This window comes from Bacteroides sp. MSK.20.12 (genome assembly GCF_019052435.1).
Lineage (GTDB): Bacteria > Bacteroidota > Bacteroidia > Bacteroidales > Bacteroidaceae > Bacteroides > Bacteroides xylanisolvens.
Genome location: NZ_JAHQVH010000068.1, coordinates 1 through 23,013, shown reverse-complemented (window position 1 = coordinate 23,013; position 23,013 = coordinate 1). Strand labels below are relative to the sequence as shown.

Here is a 23,013-nt window from a genome sequence, read left to right as displayed (position 1 = left end):
TTTTTCAGGTATGTATCTGCCATCCGTGGAACGGCTGCAATGTTACGGCAAACGATCTGTCAGGTATTCCATGATAGAGCAGACCTCCCACGATACCTGTCCTTCCGTCGGGATAGCGTTGGGTGAAGCCGAACGAGTACGGGGCATGGTCATAGTAGAGTGAGATTTCGCAAGGATAATCAGGGTTTTCTTCCCAGCTTTTCAACCGTTCCAGACATTTTTGGAGCGAGGTGTCACCGATGGATTCGGCATAATGCCTTACATTCTCGAAATGTTCTTCATTCAGGATTTTCATGATTCATTGTATTTTTATCTGTTAAACACGTCCGGCTCCGGGAGCCGGTATTTTTATTTCTTGCCTGCCTGACAGTCCCGTGGCCGTACCCGCAAGGTTTGGCGAAAGAAAATACCGCAGCCCTCAGGCGAGGATGATTTTCTTTCAGCCAACCCCGAAGGGGCCTGACCTTGTACGGGTACACAGGACACGGGACTACCTTTGCAGGGTGGAAAATAAAATATACGGTTGTTTTTTGTTGTGGGATTTTGTGTGGATTCCTTAGATAATCTTCCTGATTTGTTCGCCATTGCCGGACAAATGCTGTATTTTTGCAATTTCTAATTTCAGGATTATGGAAAACTATCTAAAGAAAGCGGCGGATGCTTTCCTTGTGGAGCGTCCGTATGGTATGCGTGTGGATTACAGGAAGAAAGGGTTCGTGCTGTTTAACCGCAACCTGAACGTATTGGGCAATGTGGAGCATGCCCGTCTGGAAGAGCTGCCTCTGGAGCGGTTCAATGTGGAGGAAATTCCGTTGGAGGGTGAAATTGTGGAAGAACATGCAGGATTTACCGATGTATTCTTCTACACCGATTTGACCAACCCTTATGCCGGATATGTGCTGAACCTGCAAAAGCTTAAAGCCTATAACCGGTTGATGTTTCCGCTGGCAATGGCGCTGAACCGTGAGTTGTGAGGTCGGAAGATGGTAGCGGTAACAGCTGCATGGAACAAGCCGTTACCGTCCCGGATTTTATTGTTTGCCCTCTTTTTCTGTTATGAACGCAAGATAGGCGGGCACGGCCTTATGGCATCTGGTAAAGTCCGGTGTCCGGCGGCCCTTGATTTTCCGGAAACTGATGGTTCCGTTCCTGTCAATGCCTCTTACATGCCTGTTGAATGTCCCTTTGGTTCTGATATGGATGTCAAAACCATCCCTTCCGGTGATTTCAAGGAACATTCCTCCCGTGATCCGTTCCCCGTCCAGGAATTTCTGTTTCTGTTCATTGAGCAGCAGCTGATGTTGCTCTTCCCGCGCTCTGCGCTCTTCCGCCTCTTTCTCTTCCCGCTCCCTGCGTTTCTGTTCCTGCTTCTTTTTGTATGCCTCACGGGCTTGCGTCAGGGGGGCGGTGTCAAGTCCGAGAGCCTCGAACACGCGGACGGAGATCAACCTGACGAAGGCTCCTCTTTCCGCTCCCTGAAGCGTATCCGTGATCCAGTTCCTGCAATAGGCGGCGGCTTCCTCCCTGCGGTTTTCTCCGTTGAGGAACCGGCGTGAATACTGCCCGCTGGAAAAATAAACGTTTTCAATCCGGCAGACCACATGGAAACAGTCATCGTCCTCATTCCCATATTCGTTCTTTCTAGATAGGGAGAGATATACATTCTCCGCGTACGGCTCCAGTTCCATATAAGGAGCCACGACGGTATTCCCGTCAGACTTGTACTTGAATACTTTTGCTTTCATACTATCGTTCAGTTTGTTGGTTGTTGCATATTACATCTATAATCTCTTTTCCGCTTCTTTCACCCTTCAGGAAGGCAAGGAAGCGCCTCAAAAAGAGCCGGGCACAGTCAGTTCCCAGCTGGGAGCTTTCACCCTCTTTGGTAGCACATACCGCAAAACGCCCCAGTCCGAAACTGTCCTGTTGCGGTACGATGTGGTAAGACAGGTCCTCGCTTGCGTTGATGTGCAACCCACGACGGAAAACATAGAAAGTTTTCGGGATTCTTCTGTCGGTATCGATTTCCATACGCTTGTAACCGTGATGTTCCAATAACCGGCCCAGTTCCCTGTTTGTCGGAATTGTATGTCCGATCCAGTCCGGCCAGTTTATATTTTCTATTGTGTGTCCGTAATTGTCATATAATATGTTGAACTGTTCCTGGTATTCATCGTAAAATTCCCCGTTCCCGTTGCACATTTCCTCCAACGCGATGCCGTTTTTACGGACAAGGGCAAGGTCGCCCAGTCCGCACGCGATTTCATTGAGCAGCGTGCGTTCCTCATCCCTGTCTTTTGCCGTTCCGTAAATTCTAAGCAGGGAATACCGGTGTAGTGCCGAACGGGATGGCATGTCCAGTTTTTCCCATATCCCATCGCCTCCTATAGCCTGTCTGGTGTTTTCCGGAAGTCCGTGCCACCACTTGTCCAAATTGTTTGTATCCATAATTTCTGAATCAGATTGTTTTCAAACCCTGTTTTGAGTACCATGCCTGATATGCGGCGGCGTACTCCTGACGTTCCCGCTCCAGGGAATCTCTCATCTCCGGGGTGTACCCGAGCAGGCGGATGTATCCTCCGTTATAGCCGGTGAGTTCGCACCTTATTCCGGCTTCCTTCAGTTTGTCGATGCGTTTTTGGGCCATTTTTGCGCTTGAATATTCCTTCGGCCAAAAATAGAGTTCGCCCCGTGAGCCGAAACAGTCTTCCCCCAGAATTATTTCCCCGGCATACTTCCGGCTTTCGATGAAGCCGAAACGCGCTTTGCCCAATGCCCGGCGCATTGCCTTGTGTGCCGGACCTTCCGGATGCTTGAATACCTCCGGTTTGTCTTTGCTGTCGAGTCTGGGCGGTTCCACCTTGTACGGCTGTTTGTAACTTCCGATTCCGAGCGTCAGGTAAAAGTTGGTATGGAAATAGTCCGTCATGGGGTCGCTGTCATCGAAATTGTATGACATGATGAAATCGTAGATATTCATCATTACTTCTTTTGTCCTGTCCGTCAATGATTTGTCTGAAGCGATACGATAGTGGTTGACATCACCTTGAACTTTTCCGGACTCTTTGGTGAACGCCTCGAAATCCGCTTTCATCAACCGGATATGGATGGAGAGGTAATTCTCCCGTCTGACAGAGAACTTGTATCCCGGATAGGTCTCCTTGAGCCATGCCCGTACCAGTTCCACGATTTCCGGTGCGTGCTGTCCCTTGTAATTGCGGCCTTTCCAGCGATATTCGTTATACACGTACTCGGTGTATTCCTTTGCCGTGGCTCCCGGATAGTCATATTCATATCCGGTTGAAGTCGCAAAGACATCCGGTTTGTCTTTCCAAGCCTCAAAAAGCCTTTCAAACTCGGTGTTCACCCGTTGCATGATTGCGGTGTCGCCACCCTTGTCCGGGTGGTGCTGCAATGCCAGTCGGCGGTACTCCTTCTTCAAGTCCGCCAGAGAGTGTATGTTCTGAAAATAGGTCATAGCCATAAGTTTTTTATGCCCCTGCGAGGCGGTTGATAAAATATTCCCGGTAGTCAAGGTCAAGACCGAGGTTGAGACAGGCCGTTTCCATGTCATCTTCCCTCAAATCATCTGCCTCCTGCAATTCGCGCAGATACCGGATTTCGGAGTCCAGGTATTCCCGTGCTTCCGTTTGACTGCAACCGCATGAGCTGCCGATCAGACTGATAATGTTTCCTCGCATACTGTTTGATTTTTGGGGTTACTGTTCCTTTTTCTGAAGCGTCGTCCGTCATATATCGAGACGGCCCGTTCCACCAGAATCCTGCGGTTGTCTTCCGAGAGTTCCAGGTAGAACCGTTCCGCCGCGCCGAATGTGCCCTTGTCTGTCGCCACGCACCATTTTTCCCAGAAATGCGGGTACATGCCGCCATACACGGCTTTGCATTCCTCCTCGCTCCAGGCGTTCCACATGTAGTAGAAGAAACTGGAGACGGTATTTTCCGCTTGATATTTCATGGTTCTTCTATTTGTGATTCTACATTGTTTGTTTCTCTCAGTTGATGCCACACAGCCTCATACATCTCATGAAGCCAGTCTATGTTCTTTGCGCCGAGTTCAAACGGGCTGTGACACTGCACCTCGTCACCGCTTTCTTTCTCTTCGGCAAGGACGGTCAGGCTGTCCGCCGTTACCCGGAGTCCTGTCACCCTGCATTCATATGGTTCTCCGTTCTTGCCAAACCATATCACCCAGACCGGATCATAATCCTCTTCCGGAAGACGAATTTCTTTCATGCAGTGAGCATGGAGCAACTGCCGTATCGCGTCGATGATGTCCCCCCGCAGTTCCTTGATCCTGCCGCTGAAATCAACGGCTTCTGACGGTAAACTTCCTTTTCCGCCTCTTTCCTGCAAGGAGAGAATCCGCGTGTCGGGATGGATACAGAAATCCCAGTCCAACACTTCATCGTCATCGCGTGTCGTGTGGATATCGCCGCCCAAAACAAGACCGCAATCGTCATTTACCATTCTTTTTGCTTCATCGCGGTCTTCTGCCGCTACCGTGTAAGTGCCCTCGAAGGAATACCTTACTCTTATGTCATATCTTTTCATGATTCTTTCCATTTGATTGTTGATACCAGATTCATTGCCCGGAAGGATTACCGGATATTCAATATTGCGCTAAAGGCATGTGGGTCAAGCTTGTAAAACGTCGGAAGGTTAAGTGTGACCATCGGGTAGCTTACCCAGCCGCTCTGACGTCTATAACCTGTATCCTCAGCCAATTTGTTGGACAGAAGGAACTCCATGGCATCAGGATTGTTGTTGATGTCCACGAATGCCCTGTCAGGCAGTGAGAATGCCGCCTTATCTTCTAAGTTGACCGTCAGGACCGTGTATATCTCATGGGTCACGGGATCTTTCAGAGACAATGCCGGCCAGCCGTTATGGTACATTTCAATCACGATTGAGAGACGGCTTTCCTGATACAGGAAAGTCTCTTCCATGGACGGATGGTCGCATTTGACAATTTCAAAATCATCCTCCCCTTTGGTAAATGTCACCATCGGATAGGATACATCGACAAAACATTCCTCTTCCCGGTAACAGAGATGTTCTTTTCCCTCTGAACGGATTATAGCCAATCGGGTGTTCATATTCGTAACTGGTTTTAAAATTATTGACTTGCAAGTTAATTGGCCGGCATTCACCTGCCTGTTTCTTTAAACGTGTGATTGTCACCGCCTGCGGACATTTGGGAGAGTTGCAGTCTCACCGCCTTGATTTTCCCAATCAGTTCGTCCTCCCTTCGGAATGAGGGGGTACATTTGGTACGCCTCATCCCGGCTCCCCAGGGGATGCCACCGCATACTTTTCTCAGGCGTGCCTTTTCGCTTTCCAGGGCCGACTCCAGACGGGCCGGCCTGCGTCGCAACGATTCTTCGGTCACAGTTCTCATGATCTCATTGTTTTTTTTGTATGGTGACGGGTCGGAAAGACAGTCACCATACCGTCGTTATGTGTCACGTTATGTTTTAGCTTTTTCCCTTTTGATGCCTCTCAGGACGTACAACAGGTGCAGGAACAGCTCCCTGTCGTAAATTCGGAAGAAGAACGGCTCGCCTGTTTCCCTGACCGTTCCGGTAAACGACACGGACTCCCGGTTCACGGGATATTGGAGGAAGTTGCCATTTGCCAGCAGGATGTGCTTTTTCTTCATCACTTCGCCTAGGAACTTGTCCATATCGTCGTTTTCCTCATAGCCGGAGAAGTAGAGGAAATGATGACGGCGCAGGCTTCGCAGGATTTTGGCGGTTTCCAGCCTTACATCCCTGCCTGACGATTCGTCCGTTCCTCTCATCAGGTTGCAGATGAACTTCTTCTCGCCATTTATGTCAAGAAACAGATAAGGAACTATAATTATAGAGGCATGCCGTGCGTGGTTGGAGATGACCATCGGCTTTTCTTTCAGGATGTCTCCTTTGAAGGTAATGTTCCGGTAATGGTTGTCCATCTGCCGTTCCAGTTCCTTTCTTGGCGTGGTAACGGAGCGGAGTCCCGTGAAGTAGCGTCCGCCCGCCCGGAAGCAGAACCGGTAGATGTCCGCATGATAAGGCTCTCCCAGGAAAAAGAAATTCCGGGTATGGCGGATGGGGGGCAAGACATCCATGTAGTCGAAATATCTTTCTTCCGTAATCTCACTGAACGGGGCGCAGAGGGATTGCAGGTGGATGCGTATCATCTTGCGGACGGTATTTCCGGACACGGCTATGAGGTACGGGTTCTTTTCCCTGTCCCTCAGTTCCTCCAGTGTCTCATGATGGTAGTCGCCGTGTATTCCGTCAGACATGGTGGTCACGCAGCTGCCGTCAAAACTGCGTGAATCGACTACGAATTTCAGTTTGTCGTTATTCATGGTTCAGATGTTTTGAAGGTTCAACACTCTCTTGGCGGCACTGAGGGCGTTGGAGGTGAGCTGCCGTTGCCATGCCTTGTTTCTGGGTGACCAGCGGAATCCGGAGGATTTCAGCTCCTTTCGTCTGTTGTCTTCGGGAATCCTGTCAAACAGGATCTGAAGGCGGTCTTCCCCATAGTTCCATACAAGTGTCCCGCCCTCGAACGGCACTTCCTTGTTTTCCCGGCTTTGCACCGCTTTCAGCCTTTCGCGCATCCGTTCCGCAAGTTCCGGCAATTGGAAGAATTTGTTTCTTGGGGTGATGACGGGTTTCCTTACCCTTGCGTTATATTCGGAAATGAAGTCCACGGCCCTGCGGACGATTTCCACTTCCCCGTGATTGGCGAAGGTGGATACCTTGTTCAGGATGCTGCTGACGAACAGGGCACGGTTATAACCCCGGCATTGTCCGGTGTCAATCCCGTGGATGGTGTCGGCGCTGCTCTTGATGTCGCGTTTGAGCGTCTGCCATGCCTTTTCCAGTTTTTCTTCCTCCGGTCGTGCGGCTTCCTTTTTCCGTCTGACGGCTTCAAGAACCTTTTGCCGCCAATTGCGGAACTCCTCGTAGCGGTTCTGATAGCTTCTGTTCGTATTCTCCTGCCTGTGGTAATCAAATCCGCCCCGTCCCGTCACCATCGGGTTGGCGCAGCGTGAGAGGGCCGAGAGCTGGGCGGATAGCTTTTTCCGGTAGGCGGCGATGTATGTATCCCGTTCCTCTTCCTGCATGAGTTGCAGGTCGTTGTGCAGCTCCTCCCCGTAAATCATGATGTCCGTCTCGCCACGAATCTCCGGGTCGAAGGAACTCCAGGCGTATGCGTCGCAAGCCTGTTTCCACATATCCTCCAGATAGCCAGGATGTTTGAACGCTACGGCTTCCCAGTCTTTGAAGTCCCTGGAATGCAATTCATTCCGATCTTCCGGATTTCCGTACAGGTGTACATAGTTGCCCGTTCCATGATGCTCCTTTCTGAAATGGAACGGTACGGGAGGATGGTCCGTACCCTTTTCCCGGATCATCGTGACCCGGTGCGCATTCTCTGCGGTAAGGCCCGTTACTTGTTCTTCCCGGACCTTTGCTGTTGTTGTTTCAGTCATAACCGTTGCCATTCATAAATTATTTCTACCAGTTCTTCGTCCGCCAGTTTTTGGATTTCCTCGTCCGAGCAATAGCAGGCGATTTCCTCGTCCAGCTTGAAAGCTGCCGGGTCAAGGCTTCTGATGCCGTCCAGCAGTTCCGGCACCAGGCTGTCTGCGGCAATCGTATAGCTTCCGTCCCTGCCTTGCACCTTCCGTGCGGGATAGTTCCTTTCCCGATAAACCAACATTCTCATTTTCGGATTGGCACCCTGCTGTCCTTTGTGGACTTTGCTTGTTGTCTCTCTGTTCATACCTTCATTTTTTTAGTTTGTTTGACATGATCGGCTCCGTGGAGCCGGTTTTTCGGTTTCTTACTTGCCGGACTGTCCTTTGCCGGGGATTGCGCAAGGCTTGGCAAAAGAAAATACCGCAGCGAAGCGAGGATGATTTTCTTTTAGCCAACCAGCCCCTGAAAGGGGCCGCCTTGCGCAATCAACCCGGCAAAGGGCTATATTTGCAGGTAAGAAATTGAAAGAATGGCTGGGATTTTCAATTTGTCGGATACAACATGTAATAAGTGTAATGAGCAAATTTAAAAGCATACAACGAAGGTTTTTCAAATATTTTCCAAACTATCGGATATCAATATCATATCGTAAAACAAGCGAAGGTGTGGCATTCCGGAATAAATACATATCTTCGCGTCAAAGGTGATTGATTGAAATGAATACATTCTCTGCTTTTGATACGGGTGTCATGGTAGCTCTCTTGCTGGGTATTGAGTTTCTTAGGAGTGATATCCAAACAATTCTCTATTGTAAAAGAAACGATCCCGGGATTTTTAAGAGCTGCCTGTATACATTGTTTATATTGTTGGCAAGTCTTTATTCCATTGTGGCCGGAGCCATGCTTAACCCCGAGCCCGTACCCGTTTATGAATTGATGCCCGGTTTTCAAATAGGAGTTTATGGTTCTTGCTTTTTGTTTATATTTCTTGTCATCGCCGGTCTTTACCGTAAAATATTACCTCTCGTCCTTTTGGGGTACGCTATGGTATATGTAATCGGTGTACTGATACCGTTACTTGGATATGTAGTGTCCATGATGAATTATTTCGCCAGTACAGGATGATTATGAAGACCAAAGATGTTTTCCAGAGAAAATGGATAACAGACAGTATAACAAAAAGAGGCTGTCTCAAAATGATTTTTGGGATGGCCTCATTTGTATCTGCAAAAAAATAGGCAAGCCCCAACTTCGCTCAGCCGAGACTTGCCCGTGTCCCTAATTTTTTGTATCTTAGGGAATCAGGTTTAGATATCTCAAAGATAATGTTTAAAGGTTACACATCCAACGATAATCTGCTTTTACCTCCGTGTTTAGGCGATTTTATCCCCCAGAACGATCCGGTCCGGGTTGTCCACCGCATCATCGAACAGATAAATCTGGAAGAACTCTACCGTAAATATTCTCCTAAAGGTTGTTCGGCCTATCATCCGCGTATGATGCTTCAGATTCTTGTCTATACCTATTTGCGCAATATCTATTCCAGCCATCGTATAGAAGAGCTCTGTCGCAATGACATCCGCTTCATGTGGCTTACCGGCAATGTGACTCCTGACCATAACACCATCAACCGTTTCCGCAGCAGCTGACTGAAGGATACGCTGAAGACAATATTTGCAACCATTGTAAAGTTCCTCGTGGCGGGAGGTTTTGTAAGTCTGGATGTGGCCTGTACTGACGGGACAAAGATGGAGGCGAACGCCAACCGTTATACATTCGTTTGGGGAAAGTCCATACATACCCGCATATCCAAAATAGCGGAGCAGCTTGAGGAGATATGGCAATACGCCGAGTCCGTCACCAAGCAGGAACTGCGTGATTCCGCTCCTCTCACATATCAGGATATCATCCCGGAGAAAGTGGAAAAGGCACTCGGGCAGATAGATGATGTCCTGAACGGAGTAGATGCCTACAAGAAAATGAAAGCGAAGATAAGGCGTGTAAGGAAGTCATGGCCTGAGCAGCTCAAGAAATACGAGTCACAGGGAAAGATATTTGACGGACACAACAGCTATTCAAAGACAAACAATGACGCTACTTTCATGCGCATGAAAGAGGACCATATGAGGAACGGACAACTCAAATCTGGATATAATCCCCAGATCAGTACCAATAAACAGTTCATTCTGAACTATACCCTCCACCAGTGCGCAGGTGATTCCTCCACTTATCCACTGCACATGGATGATTTCCACTCACTTTACGGCAGATATCCTGACGTGTCTGTCTGTGAGGCCGGATATGGAAGCGAGGAGAATTATCTGTATGCTTTCAGGCATGGCATTGAAACCTTTATAAAGTACAATTATTTTCATAAGGAACAGAAAAGGAGTTTCAGGAACGCCCCATTCCTGTCCGCCAACTTCTACTATAATGAAAAGACCGACGGCATGTATTGTCCGATGGGACAGAGAATGGAAAGGCTCTCCGATGTAAGACGGGTAACAGACAACAGTTTTGAGCAAACCATATCAAGATACAGGGCACATAACTGTAAGGGCTATCCGTTAAGATGCCGGTGACACAGAAGCCGGTCGGAAAGGATAGTACAGGTGAATCACCGCCTGAGAAAAATCAAGGAAATGGAACGTGAAAAGCTCCTGTCACCGGAAGGCCTTAAAGACTGCAGGATGTGGAAGCCGTATTTGGAAACCTCAAGAACAACAAGCACTTCAAGAGGTTCAATCTTCGTGGACTTAAGAAGGTGGAAATTGAGTTCGGACTGCTGGCCATAGCACACAGTCTCGCAAAAGTAGCCTCTTAGGAGGCTTATGGTAACGAAAAAAAGTTGGAAAGAATGAAATCTTCAAAAAGAAGATTGAAAACTCCTTGTTTTGAGAAGAATCAAAAGAACTTCAATCTGAAATGAAAAAACAGAAGCCGTCTCAAGGTTATTTTGAGACAGCCTCATTAATGGTGTTTGTTAGAATGATTTCTTCTAAAGAATGTAGAAACAAAAATTTATCGTATATTTGTCCACAAACTCTTAATAATTAAATATGAAAATAGAGAAACTTGAACTGAATAATTTCAGATGTTTTGAACATATCAATTTTGAGTTGCATCCTAGAATGAATGTTATGGTAGGTATAAATGGAACTGGTAAAACAGCTCTATTAGAGGCTATTCGTATTTTTATAGGAGCTATTTTTTGTGAATTGGATAAAATTGAGAATAAGATTTCAACACCAAGTATCGCTGATGATGATGTTAGGCTACATAATTTGGAACAACAATATCCGGTTAAAATTACTGGTGAAATATCAATTGATAATCAGCTCTTATCAATTGCCCAACCTTCGTGGGACAGAATATTGGAGCGATATGGAGGAAAGACTAAGTTTGGGCCAAGTAAGGACGCAAAATCACTCTCAAAGAATGTACAATCAATAATACGCGAAAGTAAAAATACTGCAATCCCTATAATAGCCTACTACTCAACGGACAGATATAAAAAAGAAAAACGGAATACAGGATTAGAAGCTGATGGAAGCCGATTACGTGGCTATTATAATGCGTTAGATACAACTACAAATATTTGGTTTTTCTTAAATATGATTAAAACAGAGACTTTATGGGAACTCCAAGAAGGTAAAGAGTCGATAGTTTTATCTATTGTTCGCAAAATTATTACTAGCTGTGTACCAGATTGTAAAGAAATTAAACACGATATAAAACAAGATAAGTTAATTATCACTCAGGCTAATGGTGAGAAGGTCCCATTTTCTTCATTATCTGATGGTGTTCGTAATGTACTTTCGTTAGCAATGGAATTGGCACTGCGTTGTTATCTATTAAATCCAAGTTTAGGTGAGGAAGCTCCTTCTATAACTCCGGGAATAGTATTAATAGATGAGATAGATCTTCATTTGCATCCTGAATGGCAGCTTCATATTTTGAATGATTTGACTAGTGTTTTTAATCAAATTCAATTTATAGTTACTACTCATGCTCCTTTGGTATTAAGTACGTTGAAAGATGGTGAAATTTTCAGTATTGCTGATAGAAAACTATACAATTTCCCTAATCAATATATGCGTAGGCCAGAAGAAATTCTTAAAGATATGGAAACTGATTTAGGAAGTGAAAGTGCAGATAAGACATTAGCCGATTATCGTTTACTTATAGAAGAAGGTAGAGGAAAATCTGAAGAAGCTGTTATACTGAGAAAAAAATTGGAAGGGTTATTCGGTGCAAATCACGAAGAATTGCAACGAGCCGATATTATGCTGCAGTTATTTTAAATTACTTTTTTTATGAGATATATTCATAAATCAAGAAATTCACAAGTTCGTACTTTTTTGAATAAGGCATGCAGAAATTTAAGAAAAAGTGGAGTTAAAGTAATATATGATAACTTTAATGACAAGAAAAAACTTAATAATTTTCTTCGTGCTGAACAAAAGAATATTTGTTGTTACTGTCAAAGACGTATAGACCATTTTCAGGGTGACAATGAATCTGGTAGTCATAATGAACACTTTGAACCAGAAGGTGGTCCTAATGCTCGCATTGATCTTCAATTGTCTTATGAAAACATATATGCTTGTTGTAATAAATCAAAAGGATTAAAAAAGAATTTACAACATTGTGGAGAATATAAGGGAAGTGAAGTAATTCAGCGAAATTTTCTACAAATGCGTAAATGTTCAGATTATTTTAAATACAATGTGAATGGTGAAATATTGCCCCAATGTCCAATGAATAATTTTAATGATGTTTGTAACAATCGAGGGGCTTTAACATCTATACAAAGTGAAGCTTTACAAATGATTGAAGTATTAAACTTAAATGTAGATAGTTTAAAGGAATTTAGGCGAAAAGTTGTTGATGATATATTGAATTCTACATTGGGTAAAAGTAAGCAACAATTAAACTATACAATACAAAAGTTAAATACCGAACAAAAGGAATATGTTCAATTAGTTGATATGGTGATATATTTCTTAAAGAAAATCAGAAGTAATAAACAATAATATTAAGCATAAATTGTGCTATAACAACAGATTCGCTACATTAGCTTACTGGATTTTTACGCTTGTCGGGACGGGTGGTCCCTCCCCTTCGCGCTGGCCGTTCCCCGACCAATGAGTTAAAAAAACGTAAAATAATCTGCGATATATTTTGATTCTCCACGGATTATCGAATAGCAGTTTTCTTATTTCGATGTTTTATGAATTTAAGATATTTGTAATTACGTGGAAGAATTTCTTCGTTTGACTCCCAGAATTTTTCACTCACATCGGGCTGGATCGGAACAAGGTGCTCGACAGACTTGAATTTTTGCATCGGAGTCTTGCCGTTCAGTGAGGAATGTGGTCGTTTCTTATTGTAGAACTCCTGCCATTCCATAGCCAATCATATTCAAATCAAGTGTCTTGTCCGACAAATCTATAAGATTCCAAAACTCTGTCTTATCGGTCTGCTGAGACCTTTCGACTTTGCCATTCAGATGCGGAGTCCTTGGTTTGATTGGTCTGAATTTGATAAAATTCATATTGGAAGTCATAATTGAAAAATTCTGTTCCCCAATCAGTTTGTATCCGCTGAACGGGAAAAGGAAAGGTGTTCAGTATCTCTCCTAAAAAATGAATTGTATTTTCCGCTTTTTTATTGGGATATATACGAATGGTTCTCAAACGGGTACAATCATCTATGGCCGTGAACTGGTATGCTCCGTTTCGTACTTTCATTATATCTAGCTGAACCCTTTCCCGGGGAATTTCTTTACTATATCGGATATAGTCTGACTTTTTACGCCGTTTCACAACAGCTTTGACCTGATGCTTTTTCAACACACGCCACACCGTCATGGCTGAGAGCTTTATTCTCTTCCTAAGCAGATAGTTGGCAATCCGTTGCGCTCCCCATCTTCTCGTCTCACGCAGATTAAGGATAATGGGTTCAATTTCAGGTGTTATCTTCATATTGGCAAGTCTTGATGGACGTTTAGACTTATCGGACAATTCCGACTTGCCTTGTTCTTTCTCGCAATTTATCCAACGGTATAACGTGGAACGAGCAATCCCGCACTGAAGGGCAGTTTTTGTCACAGAACCCGTTTCGGCATATAGCTCAAGCCATTTTTGGCGCATCCGTATTTTCCGTATATCTTCTTTCATGTTACGAAGATACAGATTAAGATTTGCCTACGAAAAGAAAAAGTGTAGCGTATCTATTGATACTTTACAAATGAAAAAACAGAGGCCGTCTCAAGGTTATTTTGAGACAGCCTCCATGCCGGGCCGGTTGCATGTTTACCATTCCAGACGTTTCTTCACATGGTTCATCGCCTCTTTCAGGCTGCTGTTCATGACCCGCGCATAATGCTGCGTCATGCGTGTGGAAGCATGTCCGAGCATGACGGACACGTCCTGCAAGGGTACATTGTTGGCGAGCGTGACGGTGGTCCCGAAAGTGTGCCTGGCAACGTGCGTGGTCAGATTTTTCTTTATGCCGCAGAAATCGGCGATTTCCTTGAGGTAGCTGTTCATTTTCTGGTTGCACATGACAGGCAGGCAGCATCCTTTCTTTACGCAGATCGGATGTTCCCTGTATTTCTCCAATATGGCCAGTGGAACGGGCAGCAGCGGGATGTTGCTGATGGAAGACGCTTTTCTGCGGTGTTCCAACTTGACCCTTCCCTTCCTTATCCACCAGTCACCGAGATTGTCCTGTACCAGGTTTTCACCACTCAGAGTGGCGACATCGGAGAACGCCAGACCAGTGAAGCACGCGAAGACAAATATGTCCCTGACCAGCTCGAGCCGTGGGATGGTGAATTTCTTTTTCATGACGGCCTGCAACTCGTCGTAGGTCAGGAATACCGGATCGGTCTCGTCCTGTTCCATCTTGTAACCGTAAAAGGGATTCTTACGCATCCATTCCTTTGCCAATGCCATGTTGGTGAATTTCTTGAAACATTTCATGTAGCGGACTATCGTGTTACGGCACAGTCCCCCCTCCGTTTTCAGGTAAATGTCAAACGCGCGGATGAACTCCGGTGTCAGCTCATGGAAGGTGATATCCTCCTTGCCGTAATAAGAGGGGATAAGCCGCTGCAATTTCTTCACCACGTTCTTGTACCGGTTGATCGTAACGGGAGAGTAGTCTATGCCTGCCAGTGTTTCCATTTCCTTGATGCCATCCTGCATGGTACCGAGCAATGTACGCATTTCGGTGTCTTTCCCGAAAACACGTTTCAGGATCAGTTTCGGGGTAATCAGGGCCTGTTCCAATACCAGTTCCTTGTGTTTCTCGAGGGCACGTGCGTGTAACTCCGCAATATAGGTATTCAATGCGATGGATGCCCTGTCCCTGCCCTTGCTGCATCCTTTGGCCGCATTCCATAAGTTCAGAGGCACGCTTCTTTGGATACGGGCATCGTCGTAGCTCCCGTTGATGGTTATCCGCATCAGTACGGGGGCCTCACCGTTTTTCAACAATTTCGTTTTGAGCACGAAAAAAAGAATGTTCATTGTTCCTTGTTTCATCACTTTTGTTTTTTTAGAGGTGTTACATCCAATTGTTTCGTCAAAACCGGATGACATGAGGACGTGAAACGAAATGTTAAATTCGGTGGTTTTTTTGAGGGACTTGTGGAATAGCCATAAAAATCCCATTTTTATCAGGTTCGAATTGCCTTTTGTATCCCGGGTTCGATTCCTTTTTTTATCCCGATGGGAAATACCGATTTTTTAAATTTCTTTCACATTTCTAACTCCATCCGGTCATGTGTGCAAAATTACTTTTTCACACCGGAGATTGAAATTGTCAAATAGTTGAAAAACAATGAAGTATGATACATATTTATGGCTTTTTCAAAAGCCTTAAAAAAAGCCACTGAATTGGCGAAATCCAACTTCACAAATATGTAATGAAATGCGTAGCGAGGGTAAAAAAAGAACCCTTGAACTATCTCTAATTCAAGGGTTTTCTAAAATTGAAAAGCTTTTTGGTGGTGCCACCAGGAATCGAACCGGGGACACAAGGATTTTCAGTCCTTTGCTCTACCAACTGAGCTATGGCACCTTTCTCGTTTGCGGGTGCAAAGATAAGTATATTTTTTAATACCGCAATAACTTCGCGGGAAAATTTCGCCAAATTCTGACCGATGAAAATATTAATGAATTTTTGTTAGAATAAATATGTAGATAACTCACTATTTATGCAACATATTTTATAAATTTACGCACTGAAACTATCAAAACATTATAAACACTCTAATCCTATGTCATCACTGGCAATTATTATTATAGTAGTTCTATCAGCTACCCTCATTTATGTGTGGGCAAAGTGCCAGTCACTTCAAAAAGAGGTACATTCGAAAGAAAATAAAGAGAATGAACTTAAGAAGTTGGCTTTGGTTTTGCAGAACATCAATGCCTACTTCTTATTGATTGACAAGGATTTTGTAGTCTGTGACACCAATTATTATTCTTTGAACCGTCTGCCTGTTCAGGTAGGTGGAGTTACAAAAAGAGTGGGGGATTTGTTGCATTGTAGAAACGCGATAGCAGCCGGTGAATGTGGTCAGCACGAACAGTGTAAACTATGTTGTATTCGTGCGTCTATCGGTAAGGCTTTTTATAAGAAAGCAAGTTTTAAGAATCTGGAAGCTTCGATGAAGTTGTTGAGTGAGGATGAAATGACAGTGACTCCTTGCGATGTATCAGTATCGGGTACTTATTTGAATATTCATGGCCAAGATTATATGGTGTTGACTGTTTATGATGTGACAGAACTGAAAAATGTGCAAAGGTTACTGACCATTGAAAAAGAACATTCCATCTCTGCCGAGAAATTGAAATCTGCCTTCATTGCTAATATGAGTCACGAAGTTCGTACACCGCTCAATGCTATTGTCGGATTTTCCGGTTTGATGGTGTCGGCTTCCGGCGAAGAGGAAAGAAAAATGTATGCTGATATTCTCGCAGAGAATAATGAACGATTGTTGCGCCTGGTGAATGATATTTTCGATCTTTCTCAAATAGAATCCGGGACGGTAGATTTCGTATATAAGGAGTTTGATGCCAATGATTTGTTGAGAGAATTGGATGGAATATTTAAGGCGAAATTGAATAACTCGCCGGTGGAATTGATTTGTGAGGCGCATGTGCAACCTATTATGATGTATTCGGAACGAGAACGTATCATTCAGGTATTGTCTAACCTCTTACATAATGCGATGAAATTTACTGCGTCGGGTGAAATCCGTTTCGGGTGCCGTTTGGAAGGAATGGAAGAAGTTTACTTTTTTGTGTCCGACACAGGCATTGGTATACCGGAAGAAGACCAGAAAAAGATATTCTCACGTTTCATAAAACTCGACCGTGAAATGCAGGGAACGGGACTTGGGCTGACTCTTTCGCAAACGATTATCCAAAATCTGGGTGGAAACCTCGAACTCGATTCGAAGGTCAACCGGGGATCTACTTTCAGCTTTGTGTTGCCGAGGGTGATTAAGCCGGAATTGATTAAGCCACAACCATAAAGTAAATCGCCCTTACTACAGTTGTAAAGTGTATCTCAAAAGTGTTAAATCTGACTTTTGGAGATGCTTCACTTGACTGTAGTGAGGGTGATTTTATAAATTCAAGGCTTTTCGAATTGTCTTGAACTTCTTAATGAACAGGATGAATGTTTAGTCTTTACGACTTAGGTGCATCCTTATCTTTGTCTCCGGTTCCCGGAGATGCTTTGCTGGCAGAGGAACTTCCGAAGGAAGCTGAACCGGAGGATGCTGTGCCTGAAGTTGCTGCATTAGAAGCGGTTGCACCGGGGGTAGCTGTGCTTGCCCCAGTTGTTCCTCCTGTGTGTGCAGAAGTTGCATTAGCAGGACGCGGAGCATTAACGCTGCTTGCACTAACATTTGCAGTGGCAGGTTGAGCCTGAACTTCCCAATGGAACGGTTCGAAATTGGAATTAGGATCTACCCAAGACGGTTTCTTGGAAGCGTAGATAATAAACGGAGCAACGACAACGATAATTGCACCGATAATTAGTACGGAGAACCAAACGGTGTTGCTACCGGTAGAAATCTGGCTGGGCGGGATGAAGCTAAGAATAAAGGCAAGTAATGATCCGCAGAAGCCAAGACCGCCAACAAACCACATCAGGCCGTTGCCGGATTTACCGATACGGAACGGACGGTTGAGTTTCTTCATCTTATAACGCAATGCGATAGCTCCGGAGAACATCAACAGGTACATAATCAGATAAAGAATAACTGTCAGCTGTGACAGAATTTGATAGAAACTCTGTACGGAAGGCATAACAACAAACAACAAACTTAATACGGTTACAGCGATACCCTGTACGAACAAGATATTCTTTTGTACACCCAGCTTGTTTGTTTTCTGGAAGAACGGAGGCATATAACCGGCTTTACCTACGGCAAATATACCTTTGGACGGACCGGCAACCCATGTCAATACACCAGCCAATACACCGAAAGCAAGAGCGACCGCAATGATTGGTGACAACCAGGAAGCATGAATATATTTGAAATAGTTGTCGAAACCGACGAGCAGGCTTTGAGTCAGGTTGATGTCTTTAGCAGGGATAATCACACCTAATGCGAAAGTACCCAAAACGAAGATCAACACTGTGATAAGCGCACCAATAAATACGGCTTTCGGATAGTTTTTAGAAGGGTTATCTACGTCTTTTACGTGGATACCGCCCATTTCCATACCGGCATAAAACAAGAAGATACTGGCAGCAAGAACGACATTATCGAAGTTGGTAAAGTCGGGGAAGAAGCTGCTGTTGAAATCCATATTGGAATGTCCGCCCGTTGCCAGGTAAATGATTCCTAAGATAATCAACAATCCGGCCGGGATAATGGTACCGACCATACCACCGATTTTGGCTACTTTACCTACCCAGCTCATACCTTTCAGGGAGATGAAAGTGGCCAGCCAATAGATGATAAGTACGACGACGAGCGTATAATACTTATTGTTTGCCAGTGACATGTCATGTACGTCATTCATTCCGATGAAAGCGATAGATACGGCACCAAACGTTAATACTGTCGGATACCAGATCGTACTTTCGATCCATTGCACCCAGATGGCGAGGAATCCCAGTTTCTTGCCGTAGGCCTCGCCTACCCACCGGAATACACCACCCTGCTTATCCTGAAACATTGCTGCCAACTCGGCTGCAACGAGCGATGTAGGGATTAGAAAGACAATAGCTGCAAAAAGATAATAGAAGGCCGAACTCATTCCGTATACGGCCTCGGCTGGTAGTCCACGCAAGGATACTACTGCCGTAACATTCATGATAGCAAGGGTAAACACACCCAGCTTCACTGCATTTTTAATATTTGCCATAAGTTAAGGTTTTAAGTGAAAAATATTTTAAAGTCAGTGTTATAACAACATTTTGCGCGAGATGTTTCCGCAATCTCTTTCAAAGTTCGTTAATTAACATCGCCGGAACGGGATATTGCAACCCCCGATTTACCTGTTTCGGAACAATTACTTTTCTCGATTGTTTCTAAACAATCTAAATTATATGTGAACCATTTTATTATAAACTAAGTAGTTATGAAATCAGCGTTTTCAGATTTTATTTCCGGGAAAAAGGGGATTTATGGTATTCTTCACATTATTATATTAATAATGTCTCTTTTTCTGGTTATCAGTATCTCGGTGGATACTTTTAAGGGAATTCCGTTCTATACACAGTCTTCTTACATGAAGGTACAGCTATGTATCTGCCTTTGGTTTCTTTTCGATTTTGTGTTGGAGTTCTTTTTGGCAAAACATAAAGGACGCTATCTGCGGACACACTTTATCTTTTTATTGGTGGCTATCCCTTATCAGAATATCATCGCATATTATGGATGGACGTTTTCGGATGAGATTACCTACCTGCTTCGTTTCATTCCTTTATTAAGAGGAGGATATGCGCTTGCTATTGTGGTCGGCTGGCTGACTTACAACCGGGCTTCGAGCCTGTTTGTCTCTTATCTGACGATGTTGCTGGCAACAGTTTATTTCTCCAGTCTGGCATTTTTTGTGCTCGAGCATCGGGTAAATCCATTGGTGAATGATTATGGAGATGCCTTGTGGTGGGCTTTTATGGATGTTACTACCGTGGGGTCGAATATTATAGCGCAGACCGTGACCGGGCGCGTGCTTTCCGTTTTGCTGGCCGCCTTGGGTATGATGATGTTTCCTATCTTTACGGTTTATATTACAAATCTGATTCAACAATCCAACAAGCGTAGAAAGCAATATTACGAAGAGGAGGAACAACAGAAAAAGGCTTCCGCCCAAAAGGAATCGGCAGAAAAAGCTGTCGTACAGAAGGTTAATACATAATATGCTTGTGTGGCGGATAAAAACAGATAGAATGAGAGTAATTGTAATGTGTTGAAAATCAGCTTAGAAATACTTTTCTTAATAGTATTATTACTTTTCTTTATAAGCATGGAAGGAAAAGGGGAGGAAAAGTGGAATAACTTTCTATCTTTGTAGAAAAGAGACAGAGGCAAACAGTTGTTAGTTGTTGTCTATAAATGAATAAGTTCCACCTTATCCGGGTGAATAATAGTGACACTGATATGCTCATTTTAATTACTGGAGTTGCATAGGGGTAAATTTAATTTGTTGTATTTGATAATTAATACCGTTTGTATTGAAAATACTGGTGGGAGATCAAGCGGGAAATCAATGGGATAAGGAGGAATAGAAAAAGGTTACTATCGGGAGATAGTAACCTTTACCTACTTATAAAAGAGATCGAGAGAGAGTTTTAGTCAACAACGGTGATATGGTTGTTGCTAAACACATTTAATTCCAGCTTGTTCATGATGCATTGAATAGCTAACTGCGCTTTCACGGAGTTGCCCGATCCATCCAAAGGAGGAGCAAAGGCAGCAATACCGAACTGTCCGGGCAGTACACCCATCACACCACCGCCTACACCTGTTTTGGCAGGAATACCGGAAGTGTACATCCAGTCGCCGGTATGTTCATAGAAACCTACTGCGGCAATCATGGCAGTGATTTTAGGAGCCAGCGTGGCATCAAAAACTTCTTTCTTAGTCACCGGATTTACACCACCGTTGGCGATTGTGCCGGCTGCAATGGAAAGCTGCAATGCAGTCACTCCTAATGAGCACTGACGGGTGTAGAGGTCTAATGACATATCCGGATCATCATAAATCCGATTATAATTTTTCAGCAACCATGCGATAGAACGGTTGTTGAAGTTGGTATCCGATTCGGACTTGTACAATTCATCAATCAACTGTGGGGCGCTGCCGCATAAATCGGTCACGTTTCCTACGATGGCATCCCATTTCTTGGCAGAGTCGCCAATGGGCTGCACCATGCTGCAGGCGGAGATGGCTCCGGCGTTTACCAGCGGAGTAGACGGATGGTCGTTCTCCAGCAAGATGGCGATAATTGAATTGAAAGGTAAGCCTGTTGCATCGGCTCCAATCTTGTCCAGGATTTCTTTGGCACCATATTGGCGCAGTGCCAGAATAGCCGTATGTACTTTGGATACGGATTCTATACCGAAGCGGTAGTCAGTATCTCCCACATGGATGGTCTGCCCGTTGAGCAGGCAGACACTGATTCCAAAGAGATCTTTGTTGACATTTGCCAGGTAGGGGATATAGTCGGCGTTCTTGCCGCCGGTGTTAGTCTTTACCTGATCGTATGCCTCCTGTACCACTTCTTTCAATTGAGCGAGTGTTACTTTTTTATCCATAGATCTTTCTTATTTTTTTACGGTTTTACGACGACCACCATGGTTGAACATCTTAGCTTCTACTGGAAGATTCTTTTCTTGAGCCATACGGGTAGGGGTAGGATATTCCAGTTTTTCCAGTTCGGCGATAGCGTTGTTGATGTCGCCCAGTAGCATATCTGCCATATCGCGGCTGAATCCCTGGCGGACAACGACACGCATCACTACATAATCTTCCAGTTTGGAAGGCAAGGTGTAAGCAGGAACCATCCAACCGTGTTGAGACAGTTTGTCTTGCAAATCGTACAAAGTCCATTTGGCGTTCTTTGCATATTCCGGTTTCAGATACCAGATGAATAATGGGTTCACAACATCTTCAGAGTAGTTGACAAACGGAACCATCTTGGCTATTTCGCTGTGGATATATTTAGCAATTTGCAGGGAGTTGTACTGTACTTCTTTGTATCCTTGGAATCCTAAACGGATGAATTGATAATATTGTCCCAGGATTTGTGCAGCCGGACGGGAGAAGTTCAAACCTACCTGTGTAATGTTGGCACCCAGATAATTCACGCTGAATGACATTTCTTCGGGCAGATATTCTTTGCCTTTCCAGCAAACCCATCCGAGTCCCGGATATACCAAACCAAACTTATGGCCGGATACGCTGATAGAAAGTACCCATTTCAAACGGAAGTCCCATTTCTTTTCCGGATACAGGAACGGAAGGATGAAACCACCACTGGCGGCATCTACGTGGATAGGAATGTCATAACCGGTCTTGGCATTGTAAGCATCCAGTGCTTTGTCCAATGCTTCGACGTCATCATTCAGTCCAGTCCATGTAACACCTTGGATAGGCACGATACAGATGGTGTTTTCATCACACATTTTCAAAGCTTCTTCGGGGTCAAGAGTGGTTTTTTCGAGTGTCAAAGGCACTTCACGCATTTCAATCTGCCACAACTGTGCAAACTTTTCCCAAACAACCTGGAAACCTGTAGAAATAACAAAGTTTGGTTTATCAAACGGTTTGCCCTGTGCTTGTCTTTTCTTGCGCCAACGCAACCAGGCAGCTACACCACCCAACATACATGCTTCTGAAGAACCGATAGCCAAAGCACCGGTTTTCCAGGTATCTTTTTCAGGAGAGTTCCACAAGTTGGCAACGATGTTGATACATTTACCGTTCATCACTGCGATACGCGGATATTCTGTTTCATCAATGTAGTTGATGTTAATGGCCTCATTCATCAGCTTAGTGGCGTATTCATCCATATAAGTAGTCACGAAAGTAGCCAGATTCAAACGTGGTTGGGTTTGAGCAAATGTTTCATCTTTCACCATTTGATAGGCGACTTCAGGAGTAGTAGGTCCATCAGGTATTTTCTCTACCGGAGAGGGTTGTAACATTCTGTCTGAACCAAATACATCGGTTTTTGCATCACCTTTTCTGAAATTTAAATCTTCCATACTAATTTGTTTTTTTAAAGGTTTAGGGCGATGGGGATTTTCCCCGTCGAATTTCCCACAACAACAGCAGATAGTTTTGAAAGTTTCCGGGTTTTACATTATTTGGCGTTTATTAAGGAGGAGGATGCCCTTATTGAAACGGGCCTATTCACCACGGAGGACGCAGAGGACACAAAGGTGAATCTTGGTCATTTCCGTGCAGAAATGAGCTAAATGATAATTTTGCGGAGTGCCCTGAAAGGGCTTAATTATATAGCGTAGGGCAA

29 protein-coding genes and 1 tRNA gene are annotated in these 23,013 nt (G+C 44.5%); 10 read left to right on the top strand and 20 right to left on the bottom strand.

Going from position 1 to position 23,013, the window contains the following annotated elements:
* Window positions 1–4: 4 nt before the first annotated feature.
* Entirely contained in the window at window positions 5–295 is a 291-nt protein-coding gene (locus KTR06_RS23315) for a DUF4120 family protein (RefSeq protein ID WP_175331365.1), read from the bottom strand.
* A gap of 334 nt (window positions 296–629) precedes the next feature.
* Here KTR06_RS23315 and KTR06_RS23310 point away from each other — a divergent pair, with 334 nt between their 5' ends.
* Window positions 630–974 carry a hypothetical protein gene (locus KTR06_RS23310; protein ID WP_005789946.1) on the top strand — a complete coding sequence of 115 codons (345 nt, stop codon included), beginning with the start codon at window positions 630–632 and terminating at the stop codon, window positions 972–974.
* Window positions 975–1,031: 57 nt separating this feature from the next.
* Here KTR06_RS23310 and KTR06_RS23305 read toward each other — a convergent pair whose 3' ends face one another.
* The 12 genes from KTR06_RS23305 to KTR06_RS24615 all read right to left on the bottom strand — a co-directional run bounded on the left by KTR06_RS23305 (window position 1,032) and on the right by KTR06_RS24615 (window position 8,094).
* Window positions 1,032–1,745 carry a hypothetical protein gene (locus KTR06_RS23305; protein WP_217290839.1) on the bottom strand — a complete coding sequence of 238 codons (714 nt, stop codon included), beginning with the start codon at window positions 1,743–1,745 and terminating at the stop codon, window positions 1,032–1,034.
* Window position 1,746: 1 nt separating this feature from the next.
* Window positions 1,747–2,448, bottom strand: a complete 702-nt coding sequence (locus KTR06_RS23300) for a hypothetical protein (RefSeq protein ID WP_175331360.1) — start codon at window positions 2,446–2,448, stop codon at window positions 1,747–1,749.
* Between the two features lie 10 nt (window positions 2,449–2,458).
* Window positions 2,459–3,478, bottom strand: a complete 1,020-nt coding sequence (locus KTR06_RS23295) for an LPD29 domain-containing protein (RefSeq protein ID WP_175331358.1) — start codon at window positions 3,476–3,478, stop codon at window positions 2,459–2,461.
* A gap of 13 nt (window positions 3,479–3,491) precedes the next feature.
* On the bottom strand, window positions 3,492–3,701 hold the full coding sequence (locus KTR06_RS23290) for a hypothetical protein (protein ID WP_005789937.1): 210 nt from the start codon (window positions 3,699–3,701) through the stop codon (window positions 3,492–3,494).
* On the bottom strand, window positions 3,677–3,976 hold the full coding sequence (locus KTR06_RS23285; protein WP_005789935.1) for a hypothetical protein: 300 nt from the start codon (window positions 3,974–3,976) through the stop codon (window positions 3,677–3,679). Before KTR06_RS23285 ends, KTR06_RS23290 begins: the two co-directional genes overlap by 25 nt.
* On the bottom strand, window positions 3,973–4,572 hold the full coding sequence (locus tag KTR06_RS23280; protein WP_007219083.1) for a hypothetical protein: 600 nt from the start codon (window positions 4,570–4,572) through the stop codon (window positions 3,973–3,975). The genes KTR06_RS23285 and KTR06_RS23280 overlap by 4 nt, the downstream gene beginning before the upstream one ends.
* A gap of 47 nt (window positions 4,573–4,619) precedes the next feature.
* Window positions 4,620–5,117 (bottom strand): DUF4313 domain-containing protein, encoded by a 498-nt coding sequence (locus KTR06_RS23275; RefSeq protein WP_175331356.1) that lies wholly within the window; start codon window positions 5,115–5,117, stop codon window positions 4,620–4,622.
* 50 nt (window positions 5,118–5,167) lie between these two features.
* On the bottom strand, window positions 5,168–5,419 hold the full coding sequence (locus KTR06_RS23270) for a hypothetical protein (RefSeq protein WP_025082009.1): 252 nt from the start codon (window positions 5,417–5,419) through the stop codon (window positions 5,168–5,170).
* 69 nt (window positions 5,420–5,488) lie between these two features.
* On the bottom strand, window positions 5,489–6,376 hold the full coding sequence (locus tag KTR06_RS23265) for a hypothetical protein (RefSeq protein ID WP_217290838.1): 888 nt from the start codon (window positions 6,374–6,376) through the stop codon (window positions 5,489–5,491).
* A gap of 3 nt (window positions 6,377–6,379) precedes the next feature.
* A complete protein-coding gene (locus tag KTR06_RS23260) occupies window positions 6,380–7,522 on the bottom strand; it encodes a hypothetical protein (protein ID WP_005789926.1) in 1,143 nt (380 codons plus the stop codon).
* On the bottom strand, window positions 7,507–7,803 hold the full coding sequence (locus tag KTR06_RS23255) for a hypothetical protein (protein WP_005789924.1): 297 nt from the start codon (window positions 7,801–7,803) through the stop codon (window positions 7,507–7,509). The genes KTR06_RS23260 and KTR06_RS23255 overlap by 16 nt, the downstream gene beginning before the upstream one ends.
* A 60-nt stretch (window positions 7,804–7,863) precedes the next feature.
* On the bottom strand, window positions 7,864–8,094 hold the full coding sequence (locus KTR06_RS24615; RefSeq protein ID WP_005792615.1) for a hypothetical protein: 231 nt from the start codon (window positions 8,092–8,094) through the stop codon (window positions 7,864–7,866).
* 121 nt (window positions 8,095–8,215) lie between these two features.
* On the opposite strand from KTR06_RS24615, the gene KTR06_RS23250 reads away from it, so the two are divergent.
* From KTR06_RS23250 to KTR06_RS23235, 6 genes are all read left to right on the top strand, one after another.
* Window positions 8,216–8,623, top strand: a complete 408-nt coding sequence (locus KTR06_RS23250; protein ID WP_025017658.1) for a hypothetical protein — start codon at window positions 8,216–8,218, stop codon at window positions 8,621–8,623.
* Window positions 8,624–8,823: 200 nt separating this feature from the next.
* A complete protein-coding gene (locus tag KTR06_RS24610; RefSeq protein WP_051572405.1) occupies window positions 8,824–9,147 on the top strand; it encodes an IS1182 family transposase in 324 nt (107 codons plus the stop codon).
* A gap of 48 nt (window positions 9,148–9,195) precedes the next feature.
* Window positions 9,196–10,080: a hypothetical protein gene (locus KTR06_RS24605; protein WP_227204448.1), complete on the top strand. Its 885-nt coding sequence runs from the start codon at window positions 9,196–9,198 to the stop codon at window positions 10,078–10,080.
* A 110-nt stretch (window positions 10,081–10,190) separates the two neighbouring features.
* Window positions 10,191–10,322 carry a transposase gene (locus tag KTR06_RS24600; RefSeq protein WP_227204449.1) on the top strand — a complete coding sequence of 44 codons (132 nt, stop codon included), beginning with the start codon at window positions 10,191–10,193 and terminating at the stop codon, window positions 10,320–10,322.
* 235 nt (window positions 10,323–10,557) lie between these two features.
* Entirely contained in the window at window positions 10,558–11,802 is a 1,245-nt protein-coding gene (locus KTR06_RS23240) for an AAA family ATPase (protein ID WP_178499881.1), read from the top strand.
* 12 nt (window positions 11,803–11,814) lie between these two features.
* A complete protein-coding gene (locus tag KTR06_RS23235) occupies window positions 11,815–12,534 on the top strand; it encodes a retron system putative HNH endonuclease (RefSeq protein ID WP_128824836.1) in 720 nt (239 codons plus the stop codon).
* A gap of 163 nt (window positions 12,535–12,697) precedes the next feature.
* Here KTR06_RS23235 and KTR06_RS24830 read toward each other — a convergent pair whose 3' ends face one another.
* From KTR06_RS24830 to KTR06_RS23215, 4 genes are all read right to left on the bottom strand, one after another.
* Window positions 12,698–12,910 (bottom strand): integrase core domain-containing protein, encoded by a 213-nt coding sequence (locus tag KTR06_RS24830; protein WP_175331624.1) that lies wholly within the window; start codon window positions 12,908–12,910, stop codon window positions 12,698–12,700.
* Between the two features lie 62 nt (window positions 12,911–12,972).
* Window positions 12,973–13,680, bottom strand: coding sequence for a helix-turn-helix domain-containing protein (locus KTR06_RS23225; protein ID WP_175331626.1), 708 nt, complete (start codon window positions 13,678–13,680; stop codon window positions 12,973–12,975).
* Between the two features lie 135 nt (window positions 13,681–13,815).
* Entirely contained in the window at window positions 13,816–15,051 is a 1,236-nt protein-coding gene (locus tag KTR06_RS23220) for a site-specific integrase (protein WP_025017665.1), read from the bottom strand.
* A gap of 462 nt (window positions 15,052–15,513) precedes the next feature.
* Window positions 15,514–15,589, bottom strand: a tRNA-Phe gene (locus KTR06_RS23215).
* A gap of 199 nt (window positions 15,590–15,788) precedes the next feature.
* Here KTR06_RS23215 and KTR06_RS23210 point away from each other — a divergent pair.
* Window positions 15,789–17,051, top strand: coding sequence for a HAMP domain-containing sensor histidine kinase (locus KTR06_RS23210; RefSeq protein ID WP_015531656.1), 1,263 nt, complete (start codon window positions 15,789–15,791; stop codon window positions 17,049–17,051).
* Window positions 17,052–17,208: 157 nt separating this feature from the next.
* On the opposite strand, the gene gadC is transcribed toward KTR06_RS23210, so the two are convergent.
* Window positions 17,209–18,900 (bottom strand): putative glutamine/gamma-aminobutyrate antiporter GadC, encoded by a 1,692-nt coding sequence (gene gadC, locus KTR06_RS23205; RefSeq protein WP_008026134.1) that lies wholly within the window; start codon window positions 18,898–18,900, stop codon window positions 17,209–17,211.
* Between the two features lie 216 nt (window positions 18,901–19,116).
* On the opposite strand from gadC, the gene KTR06_RS23200 reads away from it, so the two are divergent.
* A complete protein-coding gene (locus KTR06_RS23200; protein WP_004316558.1) occupies window positions 19,117–19,896 on the top strand; it encodes a potassium channel family protein in 780 nt (259 codons plus the stop codon).
* A 433-nt stretch (window positions 19,897–20,329) separates the two neighbouring features.
* On the opposite strand, the gene glsA is transcribed toward KTR06_RS23200, so the two are convergent.
* Together glsA and KTR06_RS23190 are read right to left on the bottom strand one after the other, a co-directional pair.
* On the bottom strand, window positions 20,330–21,295 hold the full coding sequence (gene glsA / locus KTR06_RS23195; protein WP_004316557.1) for a glutaminase A: 966 nt from the start codon (window positions 21,293–21,295) through the stop codon (window positions 20,330–20,332).
* 9 nt (window positions 21,296–21,304) lie between these two features.
* Entirely contained in the window at window positions 21,305–22,747 is a 1,443-nt protein-coding gene (locus KTR06_RS23190) for a glutamate decarboxylase (RefSeq protein WP_004316556.1), read from the bottom strand.
* Between the two features lie 30 nt (window positions 22,748–22,777).
* Between KTR06_RS23190 and KTR06_RS24825 the strand changes: the two genes are divergently transcribed.
* Complete coding sequence (locus KTR06_RS24825) at window positions 22,778–22,960, top strand: hypothetical protein (RefSeq protein WP_044132299.1); 183 nt, start codon at window positions 22,778–22,780, stop codon at window positions 22,958–22,960.
* Window positions 22,961–23,013 lie beyond the last annotated feature (53 nt).